General features: G+C 61.2%; 14 protein-coding genes and 2 pseudogenes. 10 read left to right on the forward strand and 6 right to left on the reverse strand.

The window, feature by feature from the left end; translation table 11 throughout:
• The first annotated feature begins 238 nt into the window (after positions 1 to 238).
• The 9 genes from CUJ84_RS24605 (at position 239) to CUJ84_RS24645 (ending at position 11,682) form a co-directional block, all read left to right on the forward strand.
• Complete coding sequence (locus CUJ84_RS24605; protein WP_105008344.1) at positions 239 to 1,009, forward strand: aspartate/glutamate racemase family protein; 771 nt, start codon at positions 239 to 241, stop codon at positions 1,007 to 1,009.
• A 33-nt stretch (positions 1,010 to 1,042) separates the two neighbouring features.
• Positions 1,043 to 1,960: an ABC transporter permease gene (locus tag CUJ84_RS24610; RefSeq protein WP_105008345.1), complete on the forward strand. Its 918-nt coding sequence runs from the start codon at positions 1,043 to 1,045 to the stop codon at positions 1,958 to 1,960.
• Entirely contained in the window at positions 1,960 to 2,763 is an 804-nt protein-coding gene (locus CUJ84_RS24615; RefSeq protein ID WP_105008346.1) for an ABC transporter permease, read from the forward strand. The genes CUJ84_RS24610 and CUJ84_RS24615 overlap by 1 nt, the downstream gene beginning before the upstream one ends.
• A gap of 48 nt (positions 2,764 to 2,811) precedes the next feature.
• A complete protein-coding gene (locus CUJ84_RS24620; protein WP_105008347.1) occupies positions 2,812 to 3,915 on the forward strand; it encodes an ABC transporter substrate-binding protein in 1,104 nt (367 codons plus the stop codon).
• 67 nt (positions 3,916 to 3,982) lie between these two features.
• Entirely contained in the window at positions 3,983 to 5,044 is a 1,062-nt protein-coding gene (locus CUJ84_RS24625; protein WP_105008348.1) for an ABC transporter ATP-binding protein, read from the forward strand.
• Positions 5,045 to 5,128: 84 nt separating this feature from the next.
• Positions 5,129 to 6,670, forward strand: coding sequence for a hydantoinase/oxoprolinase N-terminal domain-containing protein (locus tag CUJ84_RS24630; protein ID WP_105009150.1), 1,542 nt, complete (start codon positions 5,129 to 5,131; stop codon positions 6,668 to 6,670).
• Between the two features lie 7 nt (positions 6,671 to 6,677).
• A complete protein-coding gene (locus CUJ84_RS24635) occupies positions 6,678 to 7,766 on the forward strand; it encodes a DUF917 domain-containing protein (RefSeq protein WP_105008349.1) in 1,089 nt (362 codons plus the stop codon).
• Positions 7,767 to 7,770: 4 nt separating this feature from the next.
• On the forward strand, positions 7,771 to 8,859 hold the full coding sequence (locus CUJ84_RS24640) for a DUF917 domain-containing protein (RefSeq protein WP_105008350.1): 1,089 nt from the start codon (positions 7,771 to 7,773) through the stop codon (positions 8,857 to 8,859).
• Positions 8,860 to 8,931: 72 nt separating this feature from the next.
• The gene (locus CUJ84_RS24645) at positions 8,932 to 11,682 is read left to right on the forward strand and encodes a LuxR C-terminal-related transcriptional regulator (protein WP_105008351.1); all 2,751 of its coding nucleotides are present in this window, start codon (positions 8,932 to 8,934) and stop codon (positions 11,680 to 11,682) included.
• A 146-nt stretch (positions 11,683 to 11,828) separates the two neighbouring features.
• Here the strand turns inward: CUJ84_RS24645 and CUJ84_RS24650 are convergent, their stop codons facing one another.
• Entirely contained in the window at positions 11,829 to 13,058 is a 1,230-nt protein-coding gene (locus CUJ84_RS24650; RefSeq protein WP_105008352.1) for a flavin monoamine oxidase family protein, read from the reverse strand.
• Positions 13,059 to 13,158: 100 nt separating this feature from the next.
• On the opposite strand from CUJ84_RS24650, the gene CUJ84_RS24655 reads away from it, so the two are divergent.
• Entirely contained in the window at positions 13,159 to 14,700 is a 1,542-nt protein-coding gene (locus CUJ84_RS24655; protein ID WP_105008353.1) for a cation:proton antiporter, read from the forward strand.
• A gap of 4 nt (positions 14,701 to 14,704) precedes the next feature.
• Here CUJ84_RS24655 and CUJ84_RS38840 read toward each other — a convergent pair.
• The 5 genes and pseudogenes from CUJ84_RS38840 to CUJ84_RS24680 all read right to left on the reverse strand — a co-directional run.
• Positions 14,705 to 15,002: pseudogene (locus CUJ84_RS38840) on the reverse strand (LacI family transcriptional regulator); the annotation flags it as partial.
• 35 nt (positions 15,003 to 15,037) lie between these two features.
• Positions 15,038 to 15,271 (reverse strand): annotated as a pseudogene (locus CUJ84_RS24665) (hypothetical protein); the annotation flags it as partial.
• A gap of 30 nt (positions 15,272 to 15,301) precedes the next feature.
• Positions 15,302 to 16,123, reverse strand: a complete 822-nt coding sequence (locus CUJ84_RS24670) for an ATP-binding cassette domain-containing protein (protein ID WP_105008355.1) — start codon at positions 16,121 to 16,123, stop codon at positions 15,302 to 15,304.
• A gap of 9 nt (positions 16,124 to 16,132) precedes the next feature.
• Positions 16,133 to 17,167, reverse strand: a complete 1,035-nt coding sequence (locus CUJ84_RS24675) for an ABC transporter permease (protein WP_105008356.1) — start codon at positions 17,165 to 17,167, stop codon at positions 16,133 to 16,135.
• 1 nt (position 17,168) lies between these two features.
• Entirely contained in the window at positions 17,169 to 18,146 is a 978-nt protein-coding gene (locus CUJ84_RS24680) for a sugar ABC transporter substrate-binding protein (RefSeq protein WP_199788846.1), read from the reverse strand.
• Positions 18,147 to 18,204: the final 58 nt, after the last annotated feature.

Raw genomic sequence — 18,204 nt, forward strand, 5'->3', positions numbered from 1 at the left:
ATTTTCATGCCGGGATGCGATGCCTCTAGAATCGGAAGATCGACAAGCATTTGTTTCTAAATGCTTTTTTCTAAGCATCCCTATCCATTCGGATAGGTTCTCTGCCATCCGTACCGGCCGATGACCCATCCGAATCACATCGGCACCTACTCATTTCCGAACTTCCAAGCCGGGGCGGACTGCGGCACCGTAAGCCCATGAATTGCCCAGAGCGAATTGCGCATCAAGGAGGCCGGCCGTGCAGGATAGCGTCGTAGAAATTCGCGTGGTGTCACCGATCGTCACCAAAGGATTTCGCAAAGTCGCCGATCTCCGGGCGTTGGAATATCCCGGAATCAAGATCAGCCACGCGCAGATTACGGCCGGACCTGGATCGATCGAGAGCGAGTTCGAGGCTGCCCTCTCGGTGCCGGGAACAATCGCCGAAGCGATCAAGGCGCAGAATGAAGGCGTCCATGCCGTCATCATCGACTGCATGGGCGATCCGGGTCTCAGGCCGTCGCGGGAAGCCGTGACGATCCCGGTGCTTGGTCCCTGCGAGACCGGCATGCACCTTGCGGCGATGCTCGGCCACCGGTTTTCCGTCCTCACCGTGATGCGCCGGCTGCGCGCATCCTTTGAAAACACCGCGGCCGTCGCCGGCCTTTCGACCAAGCTCGCCTCGGTGCGTAGCGTCGATATTCCCGTTCTGGAATTGGAGGAAGATCTCGACCGGACCAAGGCGATGCTGATCAAGGAAGGCATCCGGGCGGTCGAGGAAGATGGCGCCGAGGCGCTCGTCTTCGGCTGCACCGGCCTGATGGGTTGCGCCTTCGCTTTGCGCGAGGGACTTCTGGCGCACGGGATCGACGTGCCTGTCATCGATCCCATTCCCGCCGCTGTTTCCGTTGCCGCGGCGCTGGTGCGTTCGAACCTTGCCCACAGCAAGCTGACCTTCCCGCAGCCGCCCGAAAAACAGTTGCTCGGCTACGACTATATTCATCTGCCCATGCCGCTTGCGGCCGAATGAGAGAACGCTGGACGTTCCATTGAGAGGACAGAGATGGCGATTGCGCAAACGGACACCATGACACAAACGGAAGAGCGGAAAGGATCGACCACCGCCCTTCAGGATTTCCGCCTGTGGTGGCTGGTCATCCCGGCGTTCCTCGTCTTCCTCGTCTTCTTCGTGATCCCGACCGCATCACTGTTCGGGCTCGCCTTCAACAAGTCCGTCGCCGGCGTCATCGCCCTCAACAGCCAGATCACCTTCGACAATTTCGTCCGCATCTTCACACGGGCGAGCTATTATGAATCGATCCTGCGCTCGATCTGGATTTCCGCCATCGTCGGCGCCGCCTGCCTGTTCTTCGGCTATCCCCTCGCCTACGTCATCGCAAAAACGGTGAAGCCGAGCCGCGCCACGCTGTTGATGATCCTCGTGCTCTCCTCCATGCAGCTCGACATGGTGATCCGCATGTACGGGCTTATGGTGCTGCTCGGCGATAACGGCCTCATCAACGGATTTCTCTTGAGGGTCGGGGCGATAACGACGCCGCTGCCGCTGATGTATAATGTCTTCGGCGTCATCGTCGGGTTGGTGCAGATCACCCTGCCCTTCATGGTGCTGTCGCTGATCGGCATCATTAAGGCGATCCATCCCTCGCTCGAAGAGGCAGCCCGAAGCCTCGGCGCCTCGCGCTGGCACGCCTTCGTCACCATCGTGCTGCCGCTCTCCATGCCCGGAATCCTGGCCGGCACGCTTTTGGTCTTTGCGCTTTCGATCAGCTCCTACGTCGTTCCCGCTTTGATGGGTGGCTGGAAGGTGATGGTGCTGCCCATCCATATCTACCAGCAGATCGCCGAGGTCGGGCGCTGGCAGTTCGGCGCCGCCATCGCCGTGGTGCTCTTCGTGACGAGCATCGCAGCCGTTGCGGTCTATCACCAGGCAGCGGTCAGAACTTCGGGAGGGCGCACCTGATGCGTGAAGAATCTGCCATCCCCTTTGCCTTCAAGGCCATTTCGCTGCTGTCGCTGGCGATCCTTCTGGTACCGGTCTTCATCGTGGTGCTTGCCGGCCTGAACTCGGGCGACTACCTGACCTTTCCGCCGGAGGGCCTGTCGCTGCGCTGGATACAGGCCTTCTTGACCTCGCCGGTATTCCTCTCGGCCTATGGCGTCAGCTTCATGATCGCATTGGTCTCGACGCTGATCTCGACCGTGATCGGCACGATGGCGGCGATCTATCTGACACGCTCGCAGAGCCGTACCTCCAGCATCCTGCGCGGCTTCTTCATGCTGCCGATCGTGCTGCCCGGCGTGGTGCTGGGGCTTGCCCTCTACGTCTTCTACGTGACGACGGGCATCGGCCTTGCCCGCACCATGCCGGGGCTGATCATCGGCCACGTGATCGTCACCTGCCCCTTCGTCATCGCGACGGTGACGGCGGCGCTGGTCGGTTTCGACCGCTCGCTGGAGGAGGCCGCCCGCAGCCTTGGCGCCTCGCCCTTCACCGCCTTCCGGCTGGTGACGTTGAAGATCATCGGACCGGCGATCTCGGCGGGCACGATCTTCGCATTCATCGTTTCGTTCGGCCAGTTCGAAGTCACGCTGTTCCTGTCGACGCCGAACCTGCAGACGCTGCCGATCGCGATGTATGTCTCCATGCGCTACCAGTTCGAGCCGACGGCCGCCGCCGCGGGCATCTTCGCCATCGCGCTCGTCATTCTCTCCACCGTGCTGACTTCCAGACTCGTCAACCTGAAACGCACCTTCGGGGGATGAATACCGCCACGCCTTCACATCAACGATAGAGCAAAAAAGGGGAACTTCATGACTGAGAAAACGACAGGGCATACCCGCCGCACGATCCTGAAGATGGGCGTCGCTGCCACGACACTGCCCCTGTTCAACATCAATCACGCCTGGTCGCAGGATGTCGCCTTCGACGGCAAGGTCTTCGATGCCGGCGGCGCGGTGCTGCGCGTCGGCGAATGGGGCGGTCCCTGGGGTGAACTGGTCAACAAATACCTGCTGACCGATTTCCAGAAAGAGTTCAACTGCAAGATCGAGTATGACTCGACTTGGCCCTGGTTCCCGAAATTCGTCGCCGGCGGCGCCGAGAAGCCGCCGCTCGACATCACCAACTGGAACCTGCCGGAGATGTTCAAGACGGCAAAAGCCGGCGATTTCTTCCTGAAACTCGACGAACTGCTGCCGAACGTACCGAACGCCAAGAACCTGTGGCCCTTCGCCACCGCCAACGGCGTCGGCGTCACCTGGGCCTTCAACCAGTATGGTTATGCCTATCGCACCGATCTGGTTTCGCCGCCGCCCTCGTCGTTCAAGGATCTCTGGAAACCGGAATTCGCCGGCAAGCGCGGCACCTACATCACCTCAAACACGCTGCAGATGGACTTCTTCCTCGTCGCCTGCGGCATCTTCGGCAAGGACCAGTACGATCTCGATGCCGGTTACGAGGCGATGAAGGCGCTGATGCCGGCCAAGATCTCCGATTTCACCGGCAACATGCAGACACTGATGGACCGCGGCGAAGTAATAGTCGCTGTGCTCGACGATGCCGAGCCGATGCAGGCCCGTGACAAGGGCGCGCCCTTCGCCTTCTGGTACTGGACCGAACAGCAGCCGATCCTGACGCAGACCTATACGATCAGCCGCTACGCCGAGCCGGTGCAGAAGAAGCTCGCCTTCGCGCTTCTTGACCGCGCCCTCGATCCGACCTTCATCGGCAATATGGGCAAGGAATTCTACCTGCGCCCGACGGTCAGCAATGCGGTCCTGCCCGACAACCTCGCCAAGGCCGGCGTCGTCAACAGTGCCGACGCCATCAAGGGCTTCTGGGTGCCGGACTGGAATTCCTATCTCGAAAACGAAGACGACATCGTCGAAACGGTCAACGGCATCTTCGCCAGCTGATCCCACGGCAGCGGGCGGCTTCCACGCCGCCCGCTATTCATCTTCATAACAGGAGAGCCTTCCCCGCATGTCCGATATCCATCTGAAAAAGCTCGCGAAATCCTATGGCGACAGCGTCGCGGTCGCCGGTATCGACCTCCATATCGCCGAAGGAGAGTTCTTTTCCCTTCTCGGCCCATCGGGATGCGGAAAATCGACGACGCTTCGGATGATCGCCGGCTTCGTGCCGCCGAGCGGCGGCGAGATTCTCATCGGCCGCGACGACGTGACGAGATTGCCGCCGGAGAAGCGCGACATCGGCATCGTGTTCCAGAACTACGCGATCTTCCCCCACATGAATGTTGCCGACAACATCGCCTTCGGCCTGAAGCTTCGGAAGCTGCCGAAGGAGGAGATCCGCAAGCGCGTCACCGCCGCGCTGCGCCAGGTCGGGCTTTCGGGATATGAGGAGCGTTTCCAGCGCCAGCTGTCGGGCGGCGAGCAGCAGCGTGTCGCCCTTGCCCGCGTGCTGGTGACGGAGCCCCGCATCCTCCTTCTCGACGAGCCGCTCTCGGCGCTCGACAAAAGCCTCAGGGAGGAAATGAAATACTGGATCAAGGATCTGCAGAAGAAGCTCGGCATCACCACCGTCTATGTGACCCACGACCAGGACGAGGCCTTGACGATGTCCGACCGCATCGGCGTCATGCAGAAGGCGCACATCGTCCAGGTCGGAACGCCCGAGGAAATCTACGAGCGACCGAAGACGCTGTTCGTCACCACTTTCATCGGCCATTCGAACGTGATCGACGTCACGGTCGGCGCCAATGACGGGCAAGGCATGACGGTGCTGCTGGAGGGAAGCGTGTTGCCGACGCGTGGCCCCGAAGGCCTGGCCGCCGGGCAAGCGGCAAAGCTGGTGGTTCGTCCCGAGAATGTGATCATCGGTCCGGACAGCTCATCCGGCGTCAGCCTTCCCGCAACCGTTCTCAGCGAAACCTACCAGGGTGCGCTGGTGCGCTACCGGCTGGCAGTCGGTTCGCAGGAGATCGTCGCCGAGCGCCAGAACCAGTCTCGCACCGAACGATTTTCCCCCGGCGCCGCCGTCACGGTCGGCTGGGATCCCGACCGATCCGAGGCGCTCGCCTGAAGCAACCCGGAAGCAAAGATCATCGCCAGCACCGGAGCCATCCGCTCCGGCGCCACGGCCAAGCATATTCTCACGGAGGTCATGATGCGTATTGGAATAGATGTGGGCGGCACGAATACCGATGCCGCCCTGATGGACGGCCCGCTGGTGCTCGGCGCGTGCAAGAGCCCGACGACCAGCGATGTCGGCTCAGGCATTGTCGCCGTGCTGAAGCAGGTGCTGTCGATGACCGGCGTCTCGGTGTCGGAAATCCAGGCGGTGATGATCGGTACGACGCATTTCACCAATGCCGTCGTTGAGCGCAAGCGGCTGCTCGAAGTCGCCGCTATCAGGCTCGGCCTGCCGGCGACCAAGGCGCTGCCGCCGATGACCGACTGGCCGAAGGATTTGGCCGATACGCTCGGCCGCCACACCTTCATGGTGCGCGGCGGCAACGAATTCGACGGCCGCAAGATCGCGCCGCTCGATGAGCCCGAAATCCTGCGCATCGCCGGCGAAATCCGCAGCCGCGGCCTTAAGGCAGCCTCGATCACCTCGGTGTTCTCGCCTGTCACACCCGACATGGAACTGCGGGCCGCCGAGATTCTCGGCAACGAGATTCCCGGCCTGTCGATATCGCTCAGCCACGAAGTCGGTCGGGTCGGTTTCCTCGAACGCGAAAACGCCTCGGTGATGAATGCGTCGCTCGCCGACCTGTCGCGCAAGGTCGTCAACTCCTTCCGTAACGCCCTGAAGGAGTTGGCGATCAATGCGCCCTTCTATATCAGCCAGAACGACGGGACGCTGATGGTGCCTGATTACGTCGAGCGTTATCCGGTGCTGACATTCGCCTCCGGCCCGACCAATTCGATGCGCGGCGCCGCGATGCTTGCCGGCGAGAAGGAGGCGATGGTCGTCGATATCGGCGGGACCACGTCGGATGTCGGCATGCTGATGCAGGGCTTCCCGCGCGAATCCGCCGTCGCCGTCGATATCGGCGGGGTCAGAACCAATTTCCGCATGCCCGACGTGCTTGCCATCGGTCTCGGCGGCGGCTCGATCGTGCGCGACGACGGCGCCCGGATCGGCCCGGATTCGGTCGGCTACGAAATCACCTCCCGCGCCCTGATCTTCGGCGGCGATACCCTGACCACGACAGACATCATCGTCGCAGCCGGCCTCGAGGATATCGGCGACCGTTCGCGTGTGGCCCATATCCCGGCAAAGACGATCGACACAGCGCTCGACACCATCCACCGCATGGCCGACGAGGCCGTCGACCGGATGAAGACGAGCGCCGAGCCCCTGCCGGTCATCCTGGTCGGCGGTGGTTCGATCCTGATCTCGCGCGACCTGCCTTCCGCGTCGCGCGTCATCCGCCCTGAGAACGCCTCCGTTGCCAATGCGATCGGCGCTGCGATCGCGCAGGTCGGCGGCGAGGTCGACCGCATCTTCTCGCTCGAAGGTACCTCCCGCGACATCGTGCTCGGCGGCGCCAAGAAGGAGGCCGAGGAGCGTGCCGTCAAGGCGGGCGCGGAGGCCGGAACGGTCAAGATCATGGATATCGAGGAAGTGCCGCTCGCCTATCTGCCGGGCAGTGCGACGCGCATCCGCGTCAAAGCCATCGGCGATCTCGTGATCGGATGAGGACCCTATGAAGCTCAACAGTCAACAGCTCTGCGACCTCGCCGTCGGCGCGGCATTTCTCGGGACCGGCGGCGGCGGCGATCCCTATGTCGGCCGGCTGATGGTGCAGCAATGCCTCGATGAGGGGCTCGAGGTGAACATCATCGACCCGAGCGAACTGGCCGACGACATGCTGGTCATACCAACTGCCATGATGGGCGCGCCGACCGTGCTGGTCGAGAAGATCCCGAGTGGCGAGGAGGCGATGTTTTCGCTGCAGCGGCTTGAGCGCCATCTCGGCCGCAAGGCGCAAGCGACGATGCCGATCGAGATCGGCGGCATCAACTCGACGATCCCGCTCGTCGTCGGCGCCCGCCTCGGCCTGCCGATCGTCGATGGCGACGGCATGGGCCGCGCCTTTCCCTTTCTCGAAATGGAGACCTTCGGCGTCTATGGCGTGTCCGGCAGCCCGATGGCCGTCAGCGACGAATATGGCGATTGCGCCATCATCGAAGCGGTTGACAACCGCCAGATGGAATGGCTTTCACGCGCCGTCGCCATCCGCATGGGCGGCTGCGCCTATATCGCCGAATATCCGATGTCGGGCGCCGACGTCAAACGCACCGCCATCCCGAACACGCTGAGCCTTGCCATCCGCATCGGCGAAGTCCTGCGCAACGCCAAAAGCTCGCACGAAAATCCGATCGAGGCACTGCTCGGCTTTCTGCCTTCGACGCTCTATCGCTACGGGCGCATCATCTTCGGCGGCAAGATCACCGATGTCATGCGCGAGACGAAGGCCGGATTTTCGATCGGCCGCATTACGATCGGCGGTCTGCCGCCCTTCAGCTCGACGATGGAGATCGAGATCCAGAACGAGAACCTGATCGCCCGTGTCGACGGCAAGGTGAAGGCGATCGTGCCCGATCTCATCTGCATCATGAACACGGAAACGGCCGAACCCATCACCAGCGAAAACCTCCGTTACGGGCAGCGCGTCACCGTGCTTGCCGTCTCCGTTCCCGAAATCATGCGGACACCGGAAGCGCTCGATGTCTTCGGCCCTGCCTGCTTCGGGCTGAAGGAACCCTTCATTTCCATCGAAGAGATCGGCTGAACACATGGCAATCATCACCAACGAGGATATCGACGATCTGGCGGTCGGCGCAGCCCTTCTCGGCACCGGCGGCGGCGGCGATCCCTATATCGGTAAACTCATGGCAAAGGCGGCGATCGAACGCCACGGCCCGGTCGATCTTCTGGCGCTCGACGATGTGCCTGACGGCATCGAGGTCGCCGCCTGCGGTGCGATGGGGGCGCCGACGATCCTGATCGAGAAGATGCCGAGCGGCGAAGAGATCGGGCTTGCACTCAGAGCCTACGAGAAACGTGTCGGCAAGGCGATGGGGGCGATCATCCCCTTCGAGGCCGGCGGCATCAACTCGATGGTGCCGATCATGCTGGCGGCGGAATGCCGGCTCCCGGTTATCGACGCGGACGGCATGGGCCGCGCCTTTCCCCAACTCGAAATGGAGACCTTCAACGTTTACGGCGTGCCCGCCGCACCGGTGACAGTCGCCGACGAGCAGGGCAACGTCGTGATCATCGAGACGGAAAGTGCCGCCAAGGCCGAATGGCTCGCTCGCGGCGTGACGATCCGAATGGGCGGCCAGTCCTATATCGTCAATTACGGCATGGATGGCCGCACGACCCGTCGCGTATCCGTTCCCGGAACGATGTCGCTTGCCATCGGCATCGGGCGTACCATCCGGCTGGCGCTTGCCGCGCATCACGATCCGCTCGCCGACCTGATCGAATTCTTCTCCGGAACGCACTACGAGACCGCGCGCCTTCTGGCCTCGGGAAAGGTGGTCGACGTCTCGCGGCGTGAGCAGAACGGCTGGTCGGTCGGTGTCGTGACGATCGAACCTTTCGACACAAGCCGCAGGCCGGTGCGCATCCAGATCCAGAACGAGAATCTGGTGGCCGAGGAAGACGGCAGGGTGCTGGCGATCGTGCCGGATCTCATCTGCATCCTCGAAGCCGACACTGCCGAACCGATAACCACCGAACGCCTGCGTTATGGCCAGCGGGTCAACGTGCTCGGCGTCAAGGTGCCGCCGATCATGCGCACACCGGAGGCATTGGACGTCTTCGGCCCCGCCGCCTTCGGCCTGACGCAGAATTACGCACCGCTCGAAGCCGGGTAGATCTAGGCTGGCACGGGATATGCTTCTTAAAGCTCGCAAGTCAGGATGGTCGAATGAGCGAGGCGTTTTTGGATGCATCACAGTCGTTCCGAAGGCAAAACTGCAACCCGCCCCGGCGGGCGTGAACCGAAGACGCTAGGTTCCCGTTTTCGCCCGCCGCGCATGCTGTTCACGGCCATCGACCGTCCTTTTCCCCTTTCGAAGATCCGCGACGGTCTGGCGCGCCAGATCGTCGTCGTCCATGCACCGTCTGGCTTCGGCAAGACGGCGCTGCTCAAGGCAGGATATGAGGCAGTCACTTCCGGCTCCGATTATTTCCAGTCGCTGTTCGATGGCGGCGTCGGTCATTGCGGCTGGATCACGCTGGACCCCTCGCATGGCCGGCCTGCCGAACTGCTGGCCGATCTTTGCCTGGCGCTCGGCATCCACACTCCACGGCCTCCCGCGTCTCTGAGGGAACTGTTCGACATTGTCGCCGACCGGGAAAGCGGCGCAATCCTGTTTATCGACGAGCTCGATATTGCTTCCTCACCCGACGTGCAGGCTTTCCTCGACGGATTTTTCTTAGGTGCCCCCGACAATCTGAGGATCGTCTGCGCGTCGCAGCAGAAACTGCCGCTGCCGCTCGCCCGGCTCAGGGTGCGCGGGCTCGTAACAGAGATCAACGCCGTCGACCTCGCCTTCAGCCGCAACGAGATCCGCAGCCTGTTTCCACGTAATATCAACACTGGCGACGTCGCAAATTTCGTACGCGCCACTCGTGGATGGCCGGCCTTGACGCAGATCGCGCTCGGCGTGATGGAGAGCGGCGGTACAGACGAGCGCGACAGGCTGCTGGCCGGCGAGCATCCCGACCTTTTCCGCCATATCGACGAAGCAATCCTGCGTCCGCTGTCGCCGGCGCTTCGCCGAACGCTCTGCGTCACGTCGATCCTGGAGGAATTCCCGCTGGAGCTGGCAAGCCATCTCTCCGGCACCGATCTGCAGGCAGATGATCTTCGGCTGCTTGAGGATATGACCCCGCTGATCGAAAGGAGCCAGACGGGTGCGGCCTGGTACAGGCTCCATCCAATCGTCCGGAAGTGCCTGACGACCGAACTTGCCGGCGATCCTCAGATCGACGAGGCGAAGCTTCACTCCATGGCAGCAATCTGGTTCGCCGAGCGCGCGTTCCTGGAAAGAGCCGTTGCGCATGCGGCGCGTGCCGGCAATTATTCGCTCGCCGCGCAGACGATCCGGCAAGCCGGCGGCGTCAATCTCTTCATCCGCGCCGGCCACACAGTGCTCGAACATCTGATCGCCGACCTGCCCGCTGGCGTCATCCACGAATCTCCGAGCCTGTCACTGTGTTACGTGCTGGTGCTCGCGAAGAAGGGGCACATCAAGGCGGCGCGCGAGCGGATGGAAGCGATCAAGCAAGGCCGGGCCGTGCATGGCGACGAGTTCCTGACGATCGAGGCATCGACGCTCGATCACATCGACGGGCTGGTTGATATCTATGAGGATCTTCATCTCGACGATGCGCAGATCCTACATCTCGAACGAATGGCATCAGGTTTTTCGCCGCAATCGACCTGGGAGCTCGGCTGGATCTACAACCATCTGTGCATCGCTTATACCAGGCGCGGCAATCTCGACCTCGCGCGGCTGAGTGCCTTGAAGGCATTGGCCTATTATCGCGAGGAAAAGACGGCCTATGCCCAGATCTTCATGCTGATCCATCTGGGGTTGGTCAATACGCTCGCCGGCAACTTCTCGGCGTCGCTGACTTTCTGCCGGGAGGCGCAGGACCTGATCCAAAGCGCGCAGTGGACTGACGTCAATCTCGAAGCGATCTGCCGCGTGGCGACGGCGGATGTTCTCTACCTCCAGGGCGAGATGGCTCTGGTCGAGAAGAGCCTTGGCGAGGCGGTCAATGCCGTGGTCCAGGGCGAAGGTTGGGTCGATATCTATTCCCGGATGTTTTCGCTGCTGGCCCGCAGCCGGCTGCGGTTGAGCGGTCTCGATACGGCAATGGCAGCGATCGACAAGGCGGAAGAGGTCGCCGTCGAACGCGCGCTGCCGCGCCTGAAGATTGCGGCCGACATCATGCGCGTCGATATTTTCTCGAAGACCGGCCTGATTGAATCGGCGGTGCTTCTGGCCGAGCGGCTGGTTTCATCCTTGCGCGATCCCGAACTCGGGCACTTCTGGACATGGCGCGAGGAAAGCGATTTCCTCGTCGCGCGAGCGCGACTTCTCAAAGCCCAGGGACGACCGGGCGACGGGCTCGCCAATCTGGAGATCGTGATGGCGCGAAGCCGCGCGAACGGCAGCGGTTATCACCTGCTGGCGGCGGAAATACTGGCAACGGTCGCCGCCTGGAACGACGGCCGGCATGCCCAGGCGCTCGAATATTTCCAGTTTGCGATCGCGCGTGCTCGCTCGCACGAGGTAACCCAGCTTTTCGAGGACGAGGGGCTCGAATTCTCCACGGTCGTGCGGGCGATCGTGCGGCGTTTCGGCCTGAAGGTCTTCAGTGCCGATGCCGTCGACTTCATCGGTCGCATCATTGGCCAGGGTGAAAAAAGCGTCTTCGGCAAAGCCGCCGACAACGGCCGCCGGATCAAGGGTCCTCTTGCCGGCGGCAAAAGTCTTCTCAGTCAACGCGAGCAACAGGTCCTGCTCTGCCTACACGAAGGTAAGAGCAACAAGGAAATCGCCCGCGCGCTCGGGCTTTCCGAGCCTACGGTGAAATTCCACCTCAAGAACGTGTTTTCTAAATTGGGGGTCAGTCGCCGGGCAATGGCCCTGGCGGTTTCGGCTAAATTGAACCTTAGATAGCACGACGAAGTGCCGGCACTGTCAGCACGAACGATCTATAATCCACATAAGACAATCCGAACCGGGCAATCATGAAATTCTGCCAGCTGGTGATGGTCGGCCAGTGGTATCGGTGTGTTGAGGGTCACGAGATGCACGCTGCTATATCATGAGCGTGTTAGAACAGCCGCAGCCTGGTCGGCGGCCCGTAACCCGCTTTCCCATGCGCCATGCGCGGTCGAAAAGTCGGACTGGTGCGTCGCCTCGCCGGCGAAAAACAGCCGGTCGCCGACCGGTCGCGCCAGGACTGGGCGTGCACCCGCATGGCCAGGCAGTGCATGGCTGTAAGAGCCGCCTATCCAATCGGTGCGACACCAGGAAGAGGCTGCCAGGGGCCGCAAGTGGCGGCGAATGTTGCTGCCGAGCAGCGATGACAGCTGGTCGAGTGCGAAGGCAAATGCGTCCACCAAACCCGCGCGTTCGATGACGACAGCGCCGTTTCCGCCAAAGAAGCCTTCGATGATTGGCCGGCCGAGCGGCCGGATATAATAGCTCCCGGTCTCGGCATTTTGCGGGTCGCCGAGCAGATGGGTTTCCGGCTCTAAACCATGATTGCCATGGAGTTCCAAAAACAGCTTGTCTGCGAGGCCAAGTGGCAGCTGACTTGCGGCATGGAGGTGATCGTCGGCACCCGGGTCGAAGACAATGGCTCCGCGGGCCAGAACGGTGGTCGATACCGTGATGATCGCGGCACCTGATGTGACAGGACCGCGGTCGGTCTCCAGTCGGATGCCGTTTGCGGTCAATGCCACACGCCGAACGGGCGTCGAAAGGCGCAAGGCCACGTTCGAAACGGCCGCGCTGATCAGACTTCCATAGCCTTCGTGCACCCGCCAATTGGCGTCGGTCGCCGCATTGTCATAGGCAAGAAAGTCATCGATCGACAATCGATCGAGCGGTGCGCCGTTCAGATATCCGCTTAAGGACTGGCAGTAGGCGTTCCATTTGCCGCCAGGCTCCAGCACGTCTGACGCCCTGTCGCTGGCGGGGGGGCTGGTCCGCATCCGCTTCTTAAGTGCGTTCCAAGCCGCCGCCGCCGCCGCGCGCTCATCCTGTGTGAAGCCGAGATCGCGCCACTGGCCTTGCCACGCCGTCGGCCCGCGCTCGATATTGAACCCGGCTGCACGGCCAATGGCGACGAGAGGATTGCGCTCGGCAGAATGCAGCCAGCCGCAACCCATATCCAGCGGCATTCCGGCCAGCTCGATTGTCCAGGCTCGTCCGCCCACGCGATCGCTGGCCTCCAGGATGATGACCGAGCGGCCGGCATCGGCCAGCCCTTTTGCTGCTGCAATACCGGCCGCGCCAGCGCCGACAATCGCAACCTCGTAGTCCATCGTCGCCCTCCGCCGCTGCGTCAGCAGCTTGATACGACACAAGCTTTACATCGGGGCTGCACCCGCTTCAATGTGCCCGAAAGCCTGCTAGTATGCTCAAATGACGTTCTTCGAAACACTTGTCGCATTGCTGGCGGTTGCCATCCTGTTGCTGCAGGTGACGCGTCGCACGCGCCTGCCCTACCCCGGCATCCTGGCTGCCGCCGGCGTCGCCGTGGCGATGCTGCCCGGCGCGCCCGCGATCCCGATCGATCCACCGACGGCGCTGGCCTTGTTCATCGCCCCCGTTCTTGTCGACTCGGCCTATGATTTCCCGGTCGGCGCGGCGCGGCGCATGCTGCTACCGCTGTTCTTCTATGCGGTCGTCGCCGTTCTCGTTACGACAGGCGTGGTCGTGTCGATCAGCATGCTGACTGTCGGGCTTCCGATTGCGGTTGCGGTCACGCTGGGGGCAATCGTTGCGCCGCCCGATGCCGCAGCCGCCACGGCGGTCCTTTCCAATTTGCCCGTTGCCCGCCGTGTGGATGCCCTGCTTAAGGGAGAAAGCCTGTTCAACGACGCGACCGCGCTGCTGCTTTTCGGGGCCGCGCTGACTGTCCAGGCGCGGGGTGGGCTGGATGCCGGGACGGCGCTTCAGGTGGGGTTCGCCGCACCTGGAGGAATCCTGTTCGGTATCGCCTTCGGCTTTGTCGTCTCGCGGCTTCGACAGATAACCGAAAATACGGTCGGCGGGACCCTGCTTCAGTTCGTCTACGCTTTTTCGACCTGGTTGATTGCCGAGCATCTTCACCTGTCGGCTGTCCTTGCCACCGTGGCGAGCGCAATGACCATCGCTAGCCTTTCTTCGGTCGAGGATTCGCCACGGATGCGGGTGCATTCCTTCGCGGTCTGGACGACGGTCGTCTTCCTGTTGAATGTGGTGGCTTTCCTGCTGATGGGGCTGCAGGCGCGCCGCATCCTTGAGGCGATGTCGGCTGAAGAGCTTCAGCGGGCGATGGGATTTGCCGCCATCGTGGTGGTCGGCGTCATCCTGGCGCGCATGGCGATGGCGTTCCTGCTTCACGCCGTCGTCGCGTCTCGCCACCGAAGCGGCCATGAATTGGCGCCTTTCACATCCGGGGAAACCTTGCTGGTGGGTTGGGCCGGTATGCGCGGCCTCGTTACGCTGGCGACGGCCTTCGCACTGCCCGCCGACTTTCCCGAGCGAGACCTGGTCGTGCTCACGGCCTTCACGGTGGTGCTCGCGACCCTGGTCATTCAAGGGGCGACCCTGGCGCCGATGATCCATTTCCTGAAACTCGGTCGGCAGGCAGAAGTCCGCGATGAACTCAAGGCGGCCCGAAAATCGCTCGCCGAAGCGGCCTTTCAGCGGCTCGAGAAGGAAGGCGGCACCGAGGCCGAAGCGATCCGGACGATCTGCAAGGATCATTGGACCGCATCAACCGATGCAAACAAGACCTCGCCGCTCGATCGCCGCCGTCACCTGACGATCGCCGCCGTTCTCGCCCAGCGCCAGCGCCTCGAGGAGTTGCGCGACACAGATCAGATCGGCGCGACGCAATATCTCGAGCTGCAGGAGGACCTGGACTGGAAGCAGCTCTCCGTCGGCTCCGATGAAGATCGCCGCATCACAGAAAGCTAGGACGCTACTCGATATCCCTCAGTGCATCGAGCGGGCCGATCAGCGCCGTGCGTTGGGGCACGAGGGTCGGCTGCACCAGATGCGTGATTGGCGGCCGCGGTCCGCATCGAGGATCGTAAACCCCTTGGTGATCATCGCGTCGCTGTCCTGCCGGATCATGAAGACGGGGAAAGGCAGGAAGGAGCCGAAGGGATCGTAGTCATAGCAGCCGACGATGATGTCGGCGAAGATCTCATGCGGGTGCAGCGCTAGAAGCGCACCAGCCCTTCGCGCTCATTTGCAAATGTTGCCGAAAGAAGTTTCTGAAGTCGCGAAAGCCGCCGAATCCTAATGCGCTGGACACGCGCAAAACGGTTGACGGAGAGACCGAGCATAACCTAGCGACGGATGCAGTCGTGCCAAAGGCAACGACATCCGGCCTTGCAAACACCGCTCTCGCGACGAGCTCCTGTTGCGCTGGGAGAGCCAGCCGGTTTGCCACGACCCACTGTTTGAGATCAATAAGATTCGCTGGTCGCGGTGTGTCCAAACGTTCTGTCATTAAAAATCTCTGACGTGGAGTGACCGACATAGAGGTAAGACGTGCCGCTCCTGGCGCGTCCTATCTGTTGCTCTCAATGGCAAGGTCGTTCTGATGGAGGACCAGATGGCTGTCGATTTCTGCTTCCAACTCGGCCATTGCCTCGCCGCCTGCCATCAGGTCTGTGATCTCTTCACGGGATTTCTCACCCCTGCGGAAGTCAGCGGCCTTTGCCCCTCGGATGAGCACGGCGAAATGGTCCCCAACCGTTAAAGCATGAACCACGTTGTGGGTGATAAAGATGACTGCCAGACCTCGCTTGCGGGCCTGAAGAACGATCCGTAGAACATGAGCCGCCTCCTTCACTCCAAGAGCGGCGGTCGGTTCGTCCAAAATCAGGAGACGAGCGCCGAAGTGCACAGCTCGAGCAATAGCCAGTGATTGTCGTTCCCCGCCCGAAAGGCCGCCCACAAGTCGATCACCATCGTCGATACGCGTGATCCCAAATTCTCTGACGGCACGAACAGCGATCTCGTTCGCCGTCCTTCGGTCGAAGACTTTCAGCGGTCCAAAACGCTTAGTGGGTTCAACGCCAACAAAGAACGATCGGCCGATGCTCATGAGGGGAAACGTCCCACCGAACTGGTGGACGGTGGCAATGCCACGTTCACTGGCATCGCGAGGACTGGTAAAGGCGACCGGCTGGCCGTCCATTTCAATCGTCCCGGATGTCGGTTTATAAACACCTGACATTGTCTTGATCAGGGTCGATTTCCCAGCGCCGTTGTCTCCGAGAAGACAAAGCACTTCACCCGCCCGCACTTCAAGCGAGATGTCGTGCAAGACGTCGATGGGACCAAAAGATTTGTTGACGCGTTCGAGTTTCAAAATTGGAGTAGCCATGGTTGCACCTCACTTCTTCTTGCTGCTGTAGGACAATGCCATCGTGCGGAATGTGTTGTTGAGCAGAACCGCGAGCAACATCAGTACGCCGATGATAAGGCTTGCCAGGTTGGCATCGAAGGACGTGAAGTAGATCCCCTGGTTGACGATTGCGAACGTGATCGTTCCCATCACCACGCCAACGATGGAACCATATCCGCCCGTCAAAAGGACACCGCCCACGACCACGCTGATAATGGAATTGAAGATAAAAGAGCTACCTGACGAGACCTGAGCGGAATTGAACAGAATTGCCTGGCTGACGCCGACGAACGATGCCGACACGCTGCTCGCCACGAACAATGCAACGGTTATCTTGTCTGTCGGGATGCCGGCATTCCTTGCGCCGACCTTGTCACCCCCCAATGCGAAGATCCAGTTTCCTGCCGGGGAGAAATGCAAGATGAACGTGTAGATCGCGGCGATCCCGATCCACCAGAAAATCGTAACCTGGAACATTCCGCCGACGAATTCACCGAGAATCGTCTTCACGAACGGAGGCACGTTTACAGCCACGCTTGTCGTCCCAGTGATGAAAACCGAGAGACTGAGGGTAAGGCCAGCGACAGCAAACAGCGTGCCAAGTGTTACGATCAACGATGGGACCGATGTCTTGAGAACGAGCAATCCATTGATCAGTCCCACGATAATTCCAAGTAGCAAGGCGGTGGCAATCCCGGTCCAAACCGGGAAGCCATAATAGCCAGTGATAATAGCGAAGATCATCGAGCCTGCGGGGATCATCGAGCCGATCGAGATGTCGAGTTCGCCCGCGATCATCAGCAGCCCGACAGGCAGCGCTACGATACCAAGCGTCGACGCGACGTTTAGCCAACTTGCGACACCCGCCGCGGATGTGAAGTTGGACTGACCGAAGACGACGAAGAATCCGAAAACGGCTAGCATTCCCAGAAACGATCCTGTTTCCGGCCGGCGGAGCATACCGCCGACCGAGGACACCTTGCTACGCTTTGATATTGGAGTGGCAGCGAGAGCAGCGGTCATGTCAGCGTGCTCCTTTTTGAACGCCGCCGAGTGTCGCATCGATGTTGGCGCTGTCTACAAAGCCCGGACCTGTAAGAATGGGAGACGTGGGAAGTTCCAGACCGTACTCCAGGTAGCTGTTCATCAAACTCACGGCGAGATAGCTTTGAAGATAGGGCTGCTGATCGATGGCGAAGGTCTGGGTTCCAGCCTTGATGCGGCTCAAGCCGGCTTCGTTCATATCAAACGATCCCAGCGCCACTTTCCCGTTCATGCCTGCCTGCATAATACCGCTTGCAGCCCAGTCGGCGACTGCGGGGTTAAGCGTGAGAATGGCGTCAATTGACGGGTCCGTAAGGAGTGTCGCCTTGATTGACTGTGCTACAGCCGCAGCGTTGTCGGCTTGGGTTGACGGCAGCGGAAGTTGCTTGCTTTTCCCACCCTTCGGCGAGATTGCGTCCACAACGCCCTTGCATCGTTGCTCCAGAGGGAACGATCCAGGCACGTGGTTTACACAGAGGACGTTCTTAAAGCCCTTGTCGAAGAAGTATCCTCCGGCTGCTTCCCCGGCGACATATTCGTCGCTTCCGACATAGTTCATTGCGCCGAGTTCTCGTGCCTTATCGATATTGCCGGCATTGTACAGGATGACTTTCACGCCCTTCGCGATTGCGTCCTTGATCGCAGCATCCATCGCGTCAGGCACCCAATTAGCAACGACGATCCCGTCGACACCCTGACTGACAGCGGTTCTGACCATGTTCGCGGCGTCCGGACCGAGGTTGTCATAATTCGCGAGTTGGAGAAAACTCACGGTCCCCTTTGTGAGCTCGATCACCTTTCGCGCATCATCGACGCCTTTCTTGACCGGCTGCCAGAATGTATCATCTGGTTTGCCAGCGATGACGGCAATCTTTGCAGCCTTGGCAATTGTTGCCGAACCTGAAACTGCAATGGCGACGGCAAGGAGCCCCCCGACCAACTTTGAATAAGTCATCATTTCTTTCCTCCTCCAGAGTAAACGGCCAGGTTTCACAACAGGATATGGCCGAAGCATC

The organism is Rhizobium leguminosarum, from assembly GCF_002953715.1.
Lineage (GTDB): Bacteria > Pseudomonadota > Alphaproteobacteria > Rhizobiales > Rhizobiaceae > Rhizobium > Rhizobium leguminosarum_V.